Here is a 16923-nt window from a genome sequence, read left to right as displayed (position 1 = left end):
TTACGGACTAGGGACTAGACGAGTTGGACTGGGATGCCTACCTCACGCAGCATGGAGATCTGCTTGGGGCTGGCGCCTTCGTCGGTGATGACCAGTGAGAGCCGGTCCGGGGTGCAGATGCGTGCGAAGGCGGTGGCGCCAAGCTTGGAGTGGTCACAGACCACTACCACCTTGCGGGCGGCACGCACCAGCGCGGCGTTGACGGCCGCCTCACCCTCGTGGTCAGCGAAGGCGCCACGCTCATCGAGTGCATCAACACCTAGGAACAGCGTGTCAACGCTGATTGAAGGCAGGATCAGTTCACTGAGTGGTCCGGTGAGTTCATAGGAGCGTGCGCGCGCCACACCGCCGGTGACCACCACGCGCACGCGCTGGCGCACGGTGAGTTCTGAGGCGATGTTGACGGCGTTGGTGACCACTGTGATTGGCAGGTCAGAGCTGCTGGCCGGCTCTGGAGGCAGGACGGCGAGTTCACGGGCGACCTCTGTGGTGGTGGTGCCACCGTTTAAGCCAATCGTGTCGCCGGGGTGCACCATGGCCGCAGCTGCCCGGGCGATGCGTGTTTTCTCGTCAGCCATGCGCGTGGTGCGGTAGCGCAGCGGCAGTTCCGAGGAGGTGGGGTTGGCACTGGCGCCGCCGCGGGTGCGGGTGACCAGCTGCTGGTTTGCAAGCAAGTCCAGGTCCCGGCGGGCGGTGGCGGCGGAGATACCTAGGCGCTGGATGATGTCGTCGATGTGTACGGTACCCTCCTCGACGATCATGCCCAGGATCGTCGAGAGGCGCTCGTGGCGGGTCATTGGTCCTCCAAACGGGTGGGACGCCCAGGTGGTCAACAGCTCGCGCCGTCCGGCGTCAGAAGGCTTGCACCAACGTCAGCGTAGGTGCGTGGTTCCATGGGGCTGCGCTCACTATAGATCACGAAGTATGGAATTGTCGTGCAGATTCGATGGAAAGTGATGGTTTTGCTGGTAGTATCGTCGCATTCGCTCAGCATGCGTCGTGGCGTGTGCGAGTTTCTGATACCACGCCACGTCCCCAAGACCCTACTGATCGCTTATATGCAATGGAGGCATCGTGGCCAACAAGACGACGGCAGAGATCTTCACCCAGCCTGACACCTGGACGCGAGCAGTGGCGCTGGCTGCTACCTCCCAGGGCCTACCTGTCAGTGGCGAGCGCATCGCCGTGATCGGTTGTGGCACTTCTTGGTTCATGGCGCAGTCTTACTGCGTGCTGCGTGAACAGCTTGGGCAGGGCGTTTCTGACGCCTTCACCTCCTCGCTCTACCCGCTTGCCCGTGACTACGACCGTGTGGTCCTGCTGTCCCGCTCCGGCACCACCACGGAGATGGTGGATATCGCTAAAGAGCTTGAGGGGCGTGGTGTGCCCACGGTGCTGGTCACCGCAGTTGGCGAGGGTCCCATCGCCCCCCACGTCACCAGTGAGATTGTCCTGGACTTCGCCGATGAGGAGTCCGTGGTCCAGACCCGCTTTGCCACCAGTGCGCTGACGCTTTTCCGTGCTTCACTGGGTGAGGACCTAAGCGCGGCAATCGCGGACTGCCGCCAGGCTCTGGACTTTGAGGTGCCCGCCTCTTGGGTGAGCGCCGATCAAGTCTCCTTCCTGGGTGACGGTTGGTGCTGGGGCCTGGCAAATGAGGCTGGACTGAAGTGGCGTGAAGCCTCCCAATCCTGGACGGAGAGCTACCCGGCCATGGAGTATCGCCACGGGCCTATCGCCATCGCTCAGCCCGGACGCCTCACCTGGGTATTTGGCGAGGCTCCGGCCGGCATGGCCCAGCAGGTGGCGGACACTGGCGCTGAGTTCCTCACCTTTGACCTAGACCCGGTTGCTGCGCTGGTTTTGGCACAGCGTGTGGCGGTGCTGCGCGCTGAGGATCGCAAGCTGGACCCCGACAATCCGCGTCATCTCACCCGCGCAGTGATCCTTCCTGACGGCGGGCACTGACCATGAGCCCGCGTTTCGCTATCGGTGTTGACGTCGGTGGAACCGCTATCAAGACGGTTCTGGCTGACGCCACTGGCCGCGCGGTATTCCAACGAGAGGTGCCCACGCCCGAGGGTGTTGAAGCGCTGCTGAAAGCCGTGGCCAAGGCTGTTGCCGCCATTGAGATGCAAGTCAGTGTTGGCCAGGTGAGCGGCGGTGACACCGTGGTGACTCCCGTTGACATCTGCCGCACCGTGGGTGTGGATGTGCCAGGAATCGTTGACGAAAGCAAGGGCATTGCGGTCTTGTCAGTCAACCTTGGTTGGCAGGACGTTCCCATGGCGCAGTTGCTGGAGGAGGCTCTTGGCCGCCCGGTGAGCCTGGGGCATGACGTGCGCTCTGGAGCCTGGGCGGAAGCCCGCTGGGGAGCGGGTAGCGACAACTGCATGTACCTCGCACTGGGGACCGGCATCGCCGCCGTGTTCATCGTTGATGGCCACCCAGTGGTCTCTGGTGGCTGGGCCGGGGAGATCGGCCAGGCGCTGGTGCCGGACCCGGACCATCCGGGACAGCTGGAGCGCTTCGAGGCCGTTGCTAGCGCAGGAGCTTTAGCTAAGCGGCTGGCAGATACTCGTGCTCCCAAGGATCGCGACGACGTCGTTGCTGCTGGGGCGCTGGGGGTGCAGATGGCCCTGGAAGTTGGTGATCCCCTGGCTCAGCGCGTCTGGGACACCGCCTTGGATGCACAGGCAGAGGTGATTGCCCGCGCCGTGTGCATGCTGGGCCCGCTGGACGTCATCATCGGTGGTGGCCTTATGAAGGCGGGGGAGAAGCTGTTGTTTGAGCCTCTGACCGAGCGGGTCTCCAAGCTGTTGACTGTCAGCCCCGTGCCACGAATTGTGCCCGCCGCGCTTGGCGCCTGGGCGCAGGCTCTCGGCAGCGCAGGCCGAGTCTTGACGGCTGAGGGCTGAACCCGGCATTGATTTAGGTGCCCACGAGCGCCTCACAACTGCAAGATAATCCTGGAAGGAGAGCAAATGCTCGCCGATATTCGCAAACTAGCTGCCGACGCCGCCCATGAGGGAAAGGGACTTGGCGCCTTCAATATCGTCATGTTGGAGCAGGCCGAGGTTTTTGCTGACGCCGCTGAGGCTGCTGGGCTGCCACTGGTGATCCAGATCAGCCAGAACGCGGTGAAGTACCACGGTGGACGTTTAGCCCCCATTGCCAAGGCAGCGCTGGCGGTCGCTGAGGCTGCCAAGGTGCCGATGGTGGTGCACTTGGATCATGCCGAGGACCTGGACCTCTGCCGTCAAGCTGTAGACCTGGGTATCACTTCCATCATGTACGACGGCTCCCACCTGCCTGATGATGTCAATCGCGCCACTACGGCGGAGATCACCGCCTGGTGCCACGAACGGGGGGCTTCAGTGGAGGCGGAGCTTGGTGAGGTTGGTGGCAAGAATGGCGTGCATGATCCCTCCGCGCGCACCAGCCCTGAGGATGCCGCGCAGTTCGTGGCGGATACTGGGGTGGACCTGCTGGCGGTCGCCGTAGGCTCTTCTCATGCGATGACTACCCGTGGGGCAGTGCTGGACACTGAACTGATTGCCGCGATTAAGGCAGCTGTGCCGGTTCCTCTGGTGCTGCATGGCTCTTCTGGCGTGTCAGATGAGGGGATGCGTGCGGCAATAGAGTCGGGCATGACCAAGATCAACGTCTCAACGCACCTGAACGTGGTCTTTACCGCTGCGGTACGGGAGTTCCTGGCTGCCAATGAGCAGGTTGTGGACCCGCGCAAGTATGTGCAGGCAGGCAATGTTCCGGTCCGGGCTGAGGTGGAGCGCCTGCTGCGCTGGTACGCGGGGGAGTGAGGACTAAGGCCAGCAGCCAGCAAATCGACGGCGCGTTGGTGACCTGAATACCGCATAAGACGGGGCTCGCGTGGCAGGATGGGAGCGTCCATGTCCCTTGCTTGCTCGTCTCAGTTCGTCCCTGGAAGGGGGCGTGCGAGGGAGCTGCACCTTCAGGAGGCCCTCTTGAGCGATAAACGGCGTGCGCCGCGCATCGGCATCATGGGTGGCACTTTTGACCCTATCCATCACGGGCACTTGGTTGCGGCCAGTGAGGTTCAGGATGTGTTTGGGCTGGATGAGGTCATCTTCGTGCCGACGTGGGCCCAGCCTTTCAAGAAGGACAGGCGGGTCTCGGAGGCGGAGCACCGCTACCTGATGACGGTGATCGCGACTGCCTCCAACCCTCGCTTCACGGTGTCCCGGGTGGATATTGATCGTGGCGGTACGACGTACACGATTGACACGCTGCATGACATTGCGCGCGAGTACCCCGGCGCGGAGTTGTTCTTCATCACTGGTGCGGACGCGCTGGCACAGATTCTGACTTGGAAGGACGCTGAGGAGCTGTTTTCCCTGGCGCAGATGGTTGGAGTTACTCGGCCAGGCCACGTGTTGGACGGCACTGGGTTGCCGCGGGAGCGGGTGTCTTTGGTGGAGGTGCCGGCCATGGCGATCTCTTCCACAGACTGCCGCACGCGGATCTCTAAAGGCGGTCCAGTCTGGTATTTGGTTCCAGACGGCGTGGTGCAGTACATCCGTAAGTACGGCCTCTACCGGGGGATTGTGCGCAAAGCATCGCCGACGTCGATGACCGCGCGGGTGGCCCGAGGGCAGTCGCTGAGGAAGGAGAACGAGGTTGGACGCTGATAGCAACGCTATTTCGTCGGAACGCAGGCGAGGCGGGAGTCGTCGCGCTATGCGGGACGCCGAGCGTGTAGCTGAGCGGGAGGCCTACCTCACGGGGCAACAGCCGCTGCTGACGCGCCGTGAGATGAAGCGCCTGCGCGAAGAGTCAGAGGCGCTGCAGGCAGCCATCGACTCCGGCGAGATCACCCTCGAGCAGGCCAAGGCCCTGCAGAACCCGCTGGCGGAACAGCCAGACATTGACGTTCCAGTGCTGCACGCTACCGGCTCCCATGCGGCGCTCTCCGAGGAAATGCTGGCAAAGCTCGACGCCGAGGCCTCCGAGAAAGCCAAGGAAGAGGCAGCGGACAAGCCTGAAGACGATGCCAGTGATTCTGCGGAGGCTGCGGAGCCAGCGGAGGGCCAGGCTGAGAACTCCGCGGGCGGCGAGGAGCAGGCCGAGGCTGCTGCAGAGTCGGCTGATGAGGCTGTTGAGGGGCCTGAGCTTGCTGCTGCGGACAAGGACCAGAACGCGGACGAGCAGGTGAGCGGCGAGGCCTCTGAGGCGGACGAGGCGGAGAAGTCTGCTGAGGACGATGACTCGGATAACCCTGCAGAAGACCAGGAGCAGGAGCCAGCGGCCTCAGCTGAGGAAGCAGACCAGGTAGCTTCGAGCAAGGATGCCGACGAGGACTCGGAGCAGCCCAAAGACGCTGATGACTCTGCTTCAGCAGACGGCGACGACGAGGCCGAGCGCAAAGCTGCCGAGGAGAAGGCCGCCGCAGAGAAGGCTGAAGCCGAGCGCAAAGCTGCTGAAGAGAAGGCGGCTGCAGAGAAGGCTGAAGCCGAGCGCAAAGCTGCCGAAGAAAAGGCGGCAGCGGAAAAGGCTGAAGCCGAGCGCAAGGCTGCTGAAGAGAAGGCCGCCGCAGAGAAGGCTGAGGCCGAGGGCAGCAGTCCCGAGGATGACAAGAAGGTTCCTAAACGGCGGCCAATCGTACGCGTGCCCGGGGTGGCCCAGGGCGTGCGTTCCGTTAACCAGGACACTGGAGAGCTTGAGGCCATTAAGCCGGTCGAGGGTGAGGACTATGAGCCAGGGGAGGCACCCCATTGGAAGTCCTTGCGTCGTGCGGACTTCAAGGTCCGTGATGGCGGTTTCGCCGTCGAAGATGAGGGCCCCAAGCTAGCGCCTACCGCCTCCAGCGCTGATCAGCCCGACGAGGTGCCGGAAATGAAGCCGGACCTTAGCGGGCAGAAGCCAAGTGGCATGGCAGATGATGCTGACCAGCGCACCTGGCAGGACATCACGGCAATTCCGGGCCTGCAGGAAGAACTCAACAAGGACTCAGGCAGCTCCGAGATGATGCGCTACCTACTGCTGGGGCTCCTGGCTCTGGTGATAGTCCTGGTCGTGGGTGCCTTAGTCTGGGCCTTCATCGCCAAGAGCAGTGACTCGGCCGCCCTGGTCACCCAGTGGGCCCCACTGCTTGTTTGAACCGACCTCACCGAGGAGACCAGTGACTGCTACCGCACGTGCTATCGAGCTGACTCAGGCTGCCGCCCAGGCCGCGGCTGAGAAAAAGGCCGAGGAGATCATCGCGCTTGACGTCTCAGATCGTCTGGCGCTCACAGATGTCTTCCTGGTGCTTTCTGGCCGTACGGACAGGCAGGTGCGCGCCATTGTCGACGCCGTAGAAGAGGCCCTGCTAAAGGCCGGTGCCAAGCGCAAGCTCCGTGAGGGGCTGGAGGAGGCTCACTGGGTGCTGCTCGATTACGACGACGTCGTGGTCCATGTGCAGCAGAGCGAGGACCGTGAGTTCTACGCCTTGGAGCGCTTGTGGAAGGACTGCCCGCTGGTGCCGCTGCCTGAGGACTTGAAGCAGGTGGCCGCCGAAGCTGCTGAGCAAGCCTGATGCCTGCCTTGCACACAGGCCACAATGGGGTGCCACGGTGACTGACCTATTGCTGTGGCGCCACGGCCAGACCGACTACAACGCCCAGGCTCGCGTCCAGGGACAGGTGGATATTCCCCTGAATGAGACTGGCTGGGAGCAAGCCCGTCAGGCGGCCCCTGGGCTGGCTGCGTTGCAACCAGCGCGTATTGTCTCTTCTCCGCTGGAGCGCGCCCGGCAGACGGCCTCTACGCTTGCTGAGCTTACTGGCCTGAGCGTCAGCCTGGACGAGGGACTGATGGAGCGTGGTTTTGGGCAGTGGGAGGGGCTCAATCGGGCTCAGATGACCGAGGCCTGGCCTGAGCAATACGCAGCTTGGCGGCGCGGCGAGGACCCGCAGGGAGTGGGTGTTGAGACCCGCGATCACACTGCCATTCGGGTGGGACGGGCTCTGCTGCGGGTCGTGGAACTAGCGGAGGAGGCTGGGGAGGACCTGGTGGTTGCTGTGGCTCATGGCAGTGCTCTGACCCTGGGGGTGACGTATCTGCTTGGCTTGGACCCTAGTGCCTGGTTTGGGTTGCGTGGACTGGATAACTGCCATTACGCGCGGTTGCGGCGTTCGGACCGTGAGCCCAGCTGGCATATGGTGGCTTGGAACCTTAACTGAGCCTGCCGGGCTGGGGGAGTGGGAAGCCTGCCACGCCGTCCTTGCCTGGTGAGAAAGCGCACGCGCGGGTGATTTGCCAGGGGGCGCGGGGCTTCGTAGAGTTATCGCCGTCGCCCTTGTGGTGACGCCCAAACTTTGGGGCTATGGCGCAGTTGGTAGCGCGCTTCCATGGCATGGAAGAGGTCGGGGGTTCGAATCCCCCTAGCTCCACGATCCTGAAGGCGCAGGCCGGAAGGTATCCCCAGATACGGGGCTATGGCGCAGTTGGTAGCGCGCTTCCATGGCATGGAAGAGGTCGGGGGTTCGAATCCCCCTAGCTCCACCAAACGAACAAGGCTCGAACTGCTGTCATCCTCGACAGTTTCAGGTTCGGGCCTTGTTGTTTTAGTTGTCTGGGTGTAACTCATGGCGAGTAGATTGTCGCCTCGCTGAGACGACAATTGCGCTCAGCTTGCTCAATGGGCCTGCTTGTCGTCAAAAGTAGTAGAGTTGAAGCCTTCTGACAGGTGGGACAGCGCTGTCAGAAGCAGGAGTGCCTAAGGTTCTGTTTATAGACATTTTATATTGCTGGGGTTCGGGTTTTTCGGTGTGGTAGTGCGGAAAGCGGTCTCTTAGGGCGTGATGGTAACTATGAGGTCGGACAGCAAGTGTTGTTGACGGGCTGGTTTTTCGGTTTGCGGCTCGGGAAAGTCCCGGTTTTAGACGGTGGTGTTGAGTTCAGCCCAGACGCGGTCTTGTTCTCGTTTTGAGGGCGGGGATTGGGACGGCGAAGGTGTAGTGGGCTTGCATGAGTCTGTCTTGCTTTCCTTCCAGTCGGTCGAACTCATGGTGGAGCGGGTCCGTTGAAGGTTTGGTTGTCATCTTTTCAGTACAATCCCTCTCAGAGATTATACATTCTTGGAATCAACTAAACCTTCTGCAGATCCAACCTCGCTCGTGGCTAACGAGCAACCGAGTGGCCAACAGGACCAGGAGGAAGTCGAAAACACCATGACTCATTGCAGGACTCCTTGTACAAGCGCATGGAGTCATCGACGTTGAAATGCGAGTAGCGCTCGACAAGTGAGAGGAACTGATCGAAACGCGCACCGATGTCGTACTCGACTGTGCGCTGACCGAAAGCATGTCGTGGACGAAGGACCTGGGGGCGTGGGCGAACGCCCGAAGACGAGCGGCGATCTGTGCCAGGATGCCCGCGTAGTCGCCGCGATACTGAAATCGCTGTCGCATCACCGATGACGCACCGCTTGGAGCACCACCTGGGGCGGACGCATACAAGGATCGACGCCGCATGGGCTTGCGCTACGCTCGACCAAGCACGAGTGGCGGCCGCAGCCCGGGACGGGCCCATTTGGTTCAGAGCCCGTCAAGAAGCGGCACTGTATGGCCACTGGCAGCTCCAAGGCGCGGACGGTCGAATCTCGGCGCGGCCAAGTATCCGTGGTGCGACAAGCCAGTAGACTTGAACCCACATGATGACACGGCTGAAGGAGGCGGGACGATGGCGCGTGCTGATCTACTCCTAGACCTTGTCGAGGCCGAACGCCGCGGTGATCGGGAACGCTTCAAGGTGCTGGTTGAGTCGGTCATAGCCGAAGAACGCGCCAACCAGCATCATCTTCTCGCTGATCGGCTCTCGCAACTCATCACGACGACGGGGCAGGGACCCGTCCGTGACGACCGGGCAGCGGCCATCCGCGATCTCGTGCATGAGGTCGTACCGAACCGTCGGCTACATGAACTCGAACTTGCGCCAGTCCCGCAACGAGTCGTTACCGAACTGATCGAAGAGCAGAAGCGCGCCGAGCTTCTGCGTAGCTACGGTATTGAGCCGCGCAACCGCCTTCTGCTTTCCGGCCCTCCTGGAAACGGCAAGACGAGTGTGGCCGAAGCAATCGCGGCAGAGCTGATGCTTCCCTTCTATGTGGTCCGCTACGAAGGTGTGATGTCGAGCTTCCTCGGCGAAACGGCCGCACGGCTTGACAGCGCCTTTGACTTCGCGCGGACTCGCCGGTGCGTGCTGTTCTTCGACGAACTGGACACCATCGCCAAAGAACGAGCGGACGAGCATGAGACTGGCGAAATCAAGCGAGTGGTGTCGACGCTGCTGCTCCAAATAGACAGGCTGCCACCCCATGTGATCTTCGTTGGCGCAACAAACCACAGCGAGCTGCTGGATCGGGCGGCATGGAGACGGTTCCAGATTCGGACGGAGTTGGGGGCGCCTAGCCGCACACAGGCAACAAGATTCCTTGAACGTCTTGCTGAGCGCCTCGGCGGTGACCTCGGTTTCGCCCCTCGGACCCTCGCCGACAAGTTGGCCGGCGCGAGCTTCGCTGAGTTGGAAGAGTTTGCACTTGATGTGCGCCGCCGTGCGGTACTGGAGCTTCCGGATGACAACATCCGCCGGATCGTGAAGGAACGGCTTGAACACCGCCGAGGTCAGGTGGCGGGGTGAGCGTTGAGCCTAGACCGCTCCTGGCGTTCGGGCCGGCGGGAATTACGGTGCGGCCAAAGCAAGCCCCGCATGATCTTCCCCGTCTGTCAACGCCGGGCGCTGGGCGACAAGGTAAACGCCTGACTCCTCAGTTCAAGGACTTGGTCGCGGCTTTCGAAGCCGAACGTGCCCGTCTGAGCGTAGACACTCCAGACGAGATCGACCCCGCACTCGTGGTCGTGTTTGATTTGGCAGGCAGTGTCAAGGACTTCCGAAACGCGATCAACCGGATCGATGGCCTGGAGTTTCTGTCGGAGTTTCTCGGGGATCAATGCGACCCCGACGACGATTTCTATATGACGGAGCGTGAAGTTGGTCGGACCGACAAGCGCGTCGCGCACTCGCTGTACCTGGTCATGTCCAACACCAAGGCGATCAACGAACTACTCCGGCTCTTCGCTCAATGGCAGGCTGACCCGTCCGCGCCCTTCGAGCATGGGCTCGGCAAGTTCAAGACAGCCTTCCAGCAACTGACGGCGATACGTCGGTGGGGTGCTGAGGACCGCATCCGTGAGACTGGTCTACGAGAGCGCTGGGAGGAGACTCTCGGCATGGTCGGTCAGTCAGTCAGCACCGTCCTCGTCGAAGTCGAGCTCTGGTACAGGCGTGATGCCGCCCGGCGTGCGGCTGCCGAGGCACACGTTGAGGAAGTCATCACTTCGAGCGCCGGGCGAGTCTTGGATCGCTCGCAGATAGGAGAGATCGAGTATCACGCGCTCCTGGCTGAACTGCCAATCCAGCAGGTCCAGTCCGTGCTGACCAACGGAGCTTCAGCCATTCGGCTCCTCACGACTGATGAGGTCATGTTTGTCAGCCCCTTCACCCCGATGAGTGTTATGCCGGGGACTCTTGAGCCAGTTGCTCAAACCAAAGTTGCTCGCAGCGACAGAATCGAAGGCAAGCCTCGGATCGCGCTGCTCGACGGGTTGCCGTTCACCAACCACGACGCGCTCCATGGTCGGCTCTGGATCGATGACCCCGATGGGATCGGTGAAAACTACCCGGTCGCGGCTCGCCACCACGGAACAGCCATGGCGTCACTCATCATTCACGGCGACCTCACTGATGGCGGTCCACCGCTTGATCGTCCGCTCTACGTACGACCGATCCTGCAGCCCCACGAGGTCATTTCTGGGCGCGAGCAGGTAGTCCCAAATCGTCTGCTCACCGACGTCCTTCACCGCGCAATCAGGCGGATTGTGAAAGGCGAAGGGAACCAACCTGCCGCAGCGCCCAGCGTCCGTGTTGTGAACCTGTCCATTGGCGCGCAGACGCGGGCGCTCACGCGCAGGATGAGCCCCGTCGGGCGCCTGCTGGACTGGCTTGCCTACTCGTATAATTTGCTGTTCGTCGTCAGCGCGGGCAACCACACCGAGGGGTTCACGATCCCCGTCGATGCTGTGCCCGACACCGACGCCGCTCGCCTGGCTGCAATGCGGGCCGGCTTCGCGACGGCGGTGCTTCGCGGAATACTTCCGCCTGGCGACGCACTGAACGCCCTGACTGTTGGTGCCACGCACTCAGACGGCCTTGGTGAGATCGAGGTTCCGGATACGGTATGGGACATTACTCACCCGGACGCTCCCGCACACTATGGGGCTGTTGGGCCCGGCGTCGATCGGTCGGTCAAGCCAGACCTTCATCACTCCGGAGGCCGTGCCCTCTACATGCGCCCCATCGTTCTGCCCGGTCATACTGAGGTTGCCATCGGCCTGGCCAATACCGCCGCGACGGGACCTGGTCTGCAGGTGGCTGCTCCGGGACGAGGCGGTGCTACCAACAGGACGGTGTTCACGAACGGCACCAGTAACGCGACCGCTCTCGTCACGCGTGAAGCCAGTAGGCTGTTCGACCTCCTTGAGTCCGGCAACCGCGACCCCGAAGACGCACCGCTTCCTGATCCGCAATACCACCCGCTGCTCGTGCGCGCCCTCCTCGCACATGCAAGCAGCTGGGGAGCATGGGAGAAGAGCCTGCGCGCCGATCTAGGCCTCAATGGCCAAGATGCTCGGCGACAGCTAACAGCTCTGCTCGGCTACGGTCGCCTCGACCTCAGCAGGCTCGGCGAAGCCGCATCCAACCGAGCCGTCCTCGTTGCTGGTGGTCACATTGCACGGAACGAGCGCCATACTTACGAATTCCCATTGCCCCCTTCACTTCAAGCGAAAGCGGATTGGCACCGCTTCACAATTACCCTGGCCTTCATGGCTCCAACGGTCGGCCAGCTCACTCGATACCGCGGCGCCAAGGTTTACTTCAGCACGCCAGACAAGACTTTGGCGGGTGGAGACCGAACCGATGCAGAGCACAACGCCGTGCGGCGTGGCAGCCTTCAACACGAGATCATTCAGGGTACCCACTCGATGCGTTTCATGGATGGCGATGCCTTCCCGATCCACGTCGAGTGCATGGACGATGCCCAAAGACTTCGTGCTGGTAACACCATCCGATATGCGCTGGTCGTGTCAGTAGAGACTGCTGAACAGACATCGAACACGATCCATGGTGAAGTTCGTGAAAGACTGCGGCTCCGGGCACGCGAGCGTGCCCGTGATCGCATCCGCCCGTAGCGCAGTCTGAGACAGCGGCCTACAGCTGCCGCATTTCCCGAGCGCCGTTGATTGTGCGTTCAGGTACCAATAGAGATGCAGAACTTCCACGCTCGACGTCGCGGGTCTCCAAAGCAGCATCGGTGATGACGGTGCAGTCCTTGTCGCGCACCAGGCGATGCGGCCCTGCACTTGTTGCGCTGGTTACCGGACCTGGCACCGCTCTAACAATCCGCCCTAGCTCTTAGGTACGCCACAATGAGCATCAACAGCGTTGTGGTCCGGCACTGTGTCAGTGTGCTCGGCAAGCCAAAATTACTCGCGTGCTCCCGGCTCGTCCGGGGTTAAACGGCTGAGGCTTGTCATCGTCTGACCCTCTCACTCCTACACGAAATACGCGCGGCGAGATGGGAGAGTAGTGACCTGTGTAAATATCTCAGGATAGATTGATTGGTGCCTCATATGAGGGTCTGCGGATGGTGAGGTGTGCCCGAGGTCGTTGGTGTGAGGTGGCACCCTGGTGGTACTTCTTGACAATCCGGTCCCCGCCGCGGTGTTTCGACACGAGTTTCAGGCTGGGCAGGAAGTAGCTGCTGAACGCGTCGTCGAGTTCGCAGAACTGACTTAAAAGGTGGAGTTCTGCGGAGTGTTATAGCGGTAGTAGCCAACCAGCTCCCGGACCTTGGTCCAGTTCCTCTGCTCGACATCGCAGTCGTCGTTCTTCTTGCCCGCCCGGGGCTGGATGAAGGCGATCTGTCGGGTTTGGCAGTCGTGGAGCAGGTGATGGTTGACGAACTGTTACGTTGTCGGACTCGATGCCCTGGAAGGGGAAGAGAAAGTGACCAGCGGCGTGATCGGTCGCCTCAACAACTCGCCGGCAGGGGCGCTCTGGAACCGACCGGTTGACCGTCCACCAGGAGGCTATGCTGGTCATGGTCAGCGTGTAACGATACTCACCGGAGGCGATATCGCCGTCGTGGGCGACCAGATCTATCTGCACGAACCCTGGTGTGTCGTTGTCCCAGTTGGCGAAGGTGTGGATCGGAATCTGGTGTTTCAACAACGATCCGGGCTTGGTGTAGGTAGGGTTCCGCAACGTCATCTTCGAACGTTCTCCCGCTAGCATCCGGTCGATCGTGGCGGCTGATATCTGCGCCAATAGCTCGGTTTGGGCATCCGACACGGTGATCTCACCCTCGGCGCGCAGCAGGGCGGACATCAGATCATTGCCGTAGACACGGGGACGGGCGTGCATGGGCGGACAGGTTTCACCACAGGAACCTCATAACGCCGCCCGGGGCCAGCCCAACAACTTGTCCAACTCGTTCAAGATACGGGTCTTGCCCGCCCGATCAGCGCTCCGGTACGCCAAAGCCATCTTCTTCGCCGTACCCTGCCGCGGGCTCATCGTTAACTCCATGATCGATCATTCCCAGCCGCAGACCCTCGCATGAGGCAACAAGCCCAGCACCCAAAGAAATCAGGTGAGGCGCTGAACCTGCCCAGGCAGAGGTTTTAGACGAATCACCTCGAGGGCATGACGGCTTCCACTGGGGCGGGTGAGATTCTTGCATTTTTCAGAATGGGCCAAGGTCGGCGCACCCGCTGATCTCCCGCTCGCACTCCAGCTGACCCCTGCCAATCTTCTTCACGCCCTGCCGCGGAACACGCCTCCTGGCTGCGAGGTGTGGGATAACCTGCACCCGGAGCCCCACCCACGTACCAAGGAGGACAAGATGGCTCAGCTCGCTTGCGGAATCGACATCGGCGGCTCAGGCGTCAAAGGCGCCCTTGTAGACCTAGAGACCGGCGAGTTCGCTAGCGAGCGCGTCCGCATTGACACGCCCCAACCCGCCACCCCCGACGCCGTCGCCCAGGTCTGCAAGCAGATCGTCGACCAGCTCCAGGTCGGCCCGGAAACACCCATCGGCATCGACTTCCCCGCCCCCATCGTCCACGGCGTCGTCCCCTTCATCGCCAACCTAGACGAGTCCTGGGCTGGCACGGATGTCAACGCCCTCATGATCAAGCACCTCGGCCGCGGCGTCACCGCCCTCAACGACGCAGACGCCGCCGGTCTGGCAGAGGTCGCCTTCGGGGCCGCCAAAGGCGTTGCAGGCACCGTCATCGTCACCACCCTGGGCACCGGAATCGGCTCCGCCGTCATCGTGGACGGCAAACTCGTGCCAAACACCGAACTCGGCCACCTAGAAATTGACGGCGCTGACGCCGAATCCCAAGCCTCCTCCGGCCAGAAAACCCTCCAAGACCTATCCTGGAAAAAATGGGCCAAGCGCCTGCAACGCTACTACTCCCACGTGGAGATGCTGTTCAGCCCCGACCTGTTCGTAGTCGGCGGGGGAGTCTCCAAGAAACACGACAAATTCCTGCCCCTGCTAGACCTCAAAACCAAGATCGTCCCCGCCGCCCTATTCAACACCGCAGGCATAGTCGGTGCCGCCTGGCAGGCCAGCCGTGAACAGGACCAGCAGGCATGAGCATCCTCGTCCCAGTAACCGCAGACGGTCAGGTAGAGGCCCGTTTCGGGCGCACCCCACTAGTAGCCATCGTCCAAATGCAAGACGGCGCCATAGTCAACTGGACAGAACACGCCGTCGGCTGGGACACCGCCCACGACTCCGGCACTGAGGGCGCCCACCATGCCCGCATCGTCCGCTTCCTACGTGAACAAGAAGTGGACACCGTGGTAGCCACCCACATGGGTATGGGCATGCAGCGCGTCACCGGCCGCATGGGCATCCGCCTACTAGCCACCGACGGCGGCCCCGCCCGCCAAGCCGTCCTGGAGGCCTTGGCCACGCCCCGGGAACTACCAAAACCAACCGGTCTGCCAATCGTTCCACCAGCAGAAGACGCTGGGCCTCAGCATTAGGCCACAGCACTAAGCCTCGGCACCAAGCGGCAGCCCTTAAACGACTGCACCCCACTCCGTCATCCCAAGATGTGGACTCTTGTCGGCCGCAGGGCGGTCGGGTTCTAGCGTTGGCGCGACCCCAGGTTAGGACCGCCAGCAGGTGGCCCGGCCACACCGCTTAGACCGGAGGCCCATATGTCATCCGCTTCAGCGTCCCAAACCACCACCGAGACCGAGGTGGACGGGCCCGACCGCGAACAGTGGGGAAGCCAACTCGGCTTCCTCCTTGCCGCCATCGGCTCCGCCATCGGTCTGGGCAATATCTGGCGCTTCCCGGGAGTCACCTACGCCAACGGCGGCGGCGCCTTCATGATCCCCTACATCGTGGCGCTGCTCTCCGCAGGAATCCCGATCCTCCTGCTCGACTACGCCCTAGGGCACCGCTACCGCGGCTCCGCCCCCGCCGTCTTCCGCCGTCTGAGCCGCAAACTCGAATGGCTCGGCTGGTGGCAGGTCTTCGTGTCCTTCATCATCATGACCTACTACGCGGTCATCATCGCCTGGTCCCTGCGCTACGTCCTGTACTCCACCAATGTGGCTTGGAAGAACAATGCCGAGGGCGCCAAAGACTTCTTCTTCAACAAATTCGTCCACCTATCTGAAACGGTCACCTACAGTCCCACCCCCGTGTGGAACGTATTCGTGCCACTAGCCATAGTCTGGGCCATCGTCATCTTCGTGATCGCTAGAGGCGTCACCGACGGCGTAGAAAAAGCCAACAAAGTCTTCCTGCCACTGCTCGTAATCCTGTTCCTCATCCTGGTGCTGCGCGCCCTCATGCTCCCTGGCGCCACCGATGGACTCAATGCCCTGTGGACCCCCAATTTCACTGCACTCAAAGACCCCCAGGTATGGATCTCCGCTTACGCCCAGGTCTTCTACTCCCTGTCCGTGGCCTTCGGCATCATGCTGACTTACGCCTCCTACCTACGCCGACGCTCCAACCTGGTGGGCACCGGCATGGTGGCGGCCTTCGCCAACTCCTCCTTTGAAGTGCTCGCAGGCTTCGGCGTATTCGCCACCCTAGGCTTCATGGCCCACCAACAGGGCGTGGGCGTGGGCGAACTCGAAGGGCTCACCGGCATCTCCCTGTCCTTCGTGACCTTCCCAACCGTCATCTCCCAAATGCCCGGAGGCGCATTCTTCGGCATCCTCTTCTTCCTGTCCCTGACCCTGGCGGGCGTCACCTCACTCATCTCCCTAGTGCAGGTGGTCGCAGCCGGAATCGGCGAGAAATTCAACTTGGCCCCGCGCACCGCCTCCGTCGCCGTCGGGATTCCGGCCGCCGCCATCTCCTTGCTGGTTTTCGGCACCACCACCGGCATTTACTCGCTCGACGTCGTGGACGCCTACATCAACCAAATCGGTGTGGTCTCCTCCGCGATCCTCATGTGCTTCATCGTCTCTCTGGCCCTGCGCAAGCTCCCGCTGCTGCAGCGCCACCTCAACACCGTCTCTGAGACCGGCAAGTCCATTGGACTGTGGTGGCAGGCGCTCGTCGGCTACATCGTCCCGGCTGTGCTCACCTATATGCTCGCTGACGCCCTCATCAAGTTCATCACCGAGCAATACGACGCCAAGTCTTACAGTCGCGGCTTTGAACTCGCCTTCGGCTGGGGCGCCATCGCCTTCGCCGTAATCGGCGTGGTGGTGATGACCCTGATCCCCTGGAAAACCCCAGTGGATGACTTTGAGCCGCTTGAACTCGACGCCCCACAATCCGGCAAGGAGGTGAAGTGA

The 16923-nt window shown here is 62.0% G+C and carries 15 protein-coding genes and 2 tRNA genes; 14 read left to right on the top strand and 3 right to left on the bottom strand.

Annotated elements, in window-relative coordinates:
* Nucleotides 1-14: 14 nt before the first annotated feature.
* Nucleotides 15-797, bottom strand: coding sequence for a DeoR/GlpR family DNA-binding transcription regulator (locus tag DR039_RS01040; RefSeq protein ID WP_111835553.1), 783 nt, complete (start codon nt 795-797; stop codon nt 15-17).
* A gap of 277 nt (nt 798-1074) precedes the next feature.
* Here DR039_RS01040 and DR039_RS01035 point away from each other — a divergent pair, with 277 nt between their 5' ends.
* The 11 genes from DR039_RS01035 (at nt 1075) to DR039_RS00985 (ending at nt 12269) form a co-directional block, all read left to right on the top strand.
* The gene (locus DR039_RS01035) at nt 1075-1968 is read left to right on the top strand and encodes an SIS domain-containing protein (RefSeq protein ID WP_111835552.1); all 894 of its coding nucleotides are present in this window, start codon (nt 1075-1077) and stop codon (nt 1966-1968) included.
* Between the two features lie 2 nt (nt 1969-1970).
* The gene (locus DR039_RS01030; protein WP_111835551.1) at nt 1971-2918 is read left to right on the top strand and encodes an ROK family protein; all 948 of its coding nucleotides are present in this window, start codon (nt 1971-1973) and stop codon (nt 2916-2918) included.
* 66 nt (nt 2919-2984) lie between these two features.
* On the top strand, nt 2985-3821 hold the full coding sequence (locus tag DR039_RS01025) for a class II fructose-bisphosphate aldolase (protein ID WP_111835550.1): 837 nt from the start codon (nt 2985-2987) through the stop codon (nt 3819-3821).
* A gap of 165 nt (nt 3822-3986) precedes the next feature.
* Nucleotides 3987-4670 (top strand): nicotinate-nucleotide adenylyltransferase, encoded by a 684-nt coding sequence (gene nadD / locus DR039_RS01020; protein ID WP_267489816.1) that lies wholly within the window; start codon nt 3987-3989, stop codon nt 4668-4670.
* A 49-nt stretch (nt 4671-4719) separates the two neighbouring features.
* On the top strand, nt 4720-6138 hold the full coding sequence (locus DR039_RS01015) for a hypothetical protein (protein ID WP_111835548.1): 1419 nt from the start codon (nt 4720-4722) through the stop codon (nt 6136-6138).
* Nucleotides 6139-6160: 22 nt separating this feature from the next.
* Complete coding sequence (gene rsfS / locus DR039_RS01010) at nt 6161-6556, top strand: ribosome silencing factor (RefSeq protein WP_111835547.1); 396 nt, start codon at nt 6161-6163, stop codon at nt 6554-6556.
* 37 nt (nt 6557-6593) lie between these two features.
* Entirely contained in the window at nt 6594-7202 is a 609-nt protein-coding gene (locus tag DR039_RS01005) for a histidine phosphatase family protein (RefSeq protein ID WP_111835546.1), read from the top strand.
* Nucleotides 7203-7339: 137 nt separating this feature from the next.
* A tRNA-Ala gene (locus tag DR039_RS01000) sits at nt 7340-7412 on the top strand.
* A gap of 39 nt (nt 7413-7451) precedes the next feature.
* Nucleotides 7452-7527 (top strand) — tRNA-Ala (locus tag DR039_RS00995).
* Nucleotides 7528-8703: 1176 nt separating this feature from the next.
* Nucleotides 8704-9660: an AAA family ATPase gene (locus tag DR039_RS00990; RefSeq protein ID WP_111835545.1), complete on the top strand. Its 957-nt coding sequence runs from the start codon at nt 8704-8706 to the stop codon at nt 9658-9660.
* On the top strand, nt 9657-12269 hold the full coding sequence (locus DR039_RS00985; protein ID WP_111835544.1) for a S8 family peptidase: 2613 nt from the start codon (nt 9657-9659) through the stop codon (nt 12267-12269). The genes DR039_RS00990 and DR039_RS00985 overlap by 4 nt, the downstream gene beginning before the upstream one ends.
* 628 nt (nt 12270-12897) lie before the next feature.
* Here the strand turns inward: DR039_RS00985 and DR039_RS00975 are convergent.
* Both DR039_RS00975 and DR039_RS11625 read right to left on the bottom strand, forming a co-directional pair.
* Complete coding sequence (locus DR039_RS00975; RefSeq protein ID WP_111835542.1) at nt 12898-13503, bottom strand: hypothetical protein; 606 nt, start codon at nt 13501-13503, stop codon at nt 12898-12900.
* Nucleotides 13504-13530: 27 nt separating this feature from the next.
* On the bottom strand, nt 13531-13656 hold the full coding sequence (locus DR039_RS11625; protein WP_267489815.1) for a hypothetical protein: 126 nt from the start codon (nt 13654-13656) through the stop codon (nt 13531-13533).
* Nucleotides 13657-13984: 328 nt separating this feature from the next.
* Here DR039_RS11625 and ppgK point away from each other — a divergent pair, with 328 nt between their 5' ends.
* From ppgK to DR039_RS00960, 3 genes are all read left to right on the top strand, one after another.
* On the top strand, nt 13985-14746 hold the full coding sequence (gene ppgK, locus DR039_RS00970) for a polyphosphate--glucose phosphotransferase (protein WP_111835541.1): 762 nt from the start codon (nt 13985-13987) through the stop codon (nt 14744-14746).
* On the top strand, nt 14743-15141 hold the full coding sequence (locus DR039_RS00965) for a NifB/NifX family molybdenum-iron cluster-binding protein (RefSeq protein WP_111835540.1): 399 nt from the start codon (nt 14743-14745) through the stop codon (nt 15139-15141). Before ppgK ends, DR039_RS00965 begins: the two co-directional genes overlap by 4 nt.
* Nucleotides 15142-15318: 177 nt before the next feature.
* Complete coding sequence (locus DR039_RS00960) at nt 15319-16923, top strand: sodium-dependent transporter (protein WP_111835539.1); 1605 nt, start codon at nt 15319-15321, stop codon at nt 16921-16923.

It is taken from the genome of Actinomyces bovis (genome assembly GCF_900444995.1).
GTDB lineage: Bacteria > Actinomycetota > Actinomycetes > Actinomycetales > Actinomycetaceae > Actinomyces > Actinomyces bovis.
The sequence above is the reverse complement of the archived record's forward strand: the minus strand, read 5'-3'. Positions and strand labels throughout refer to the sequence as shown.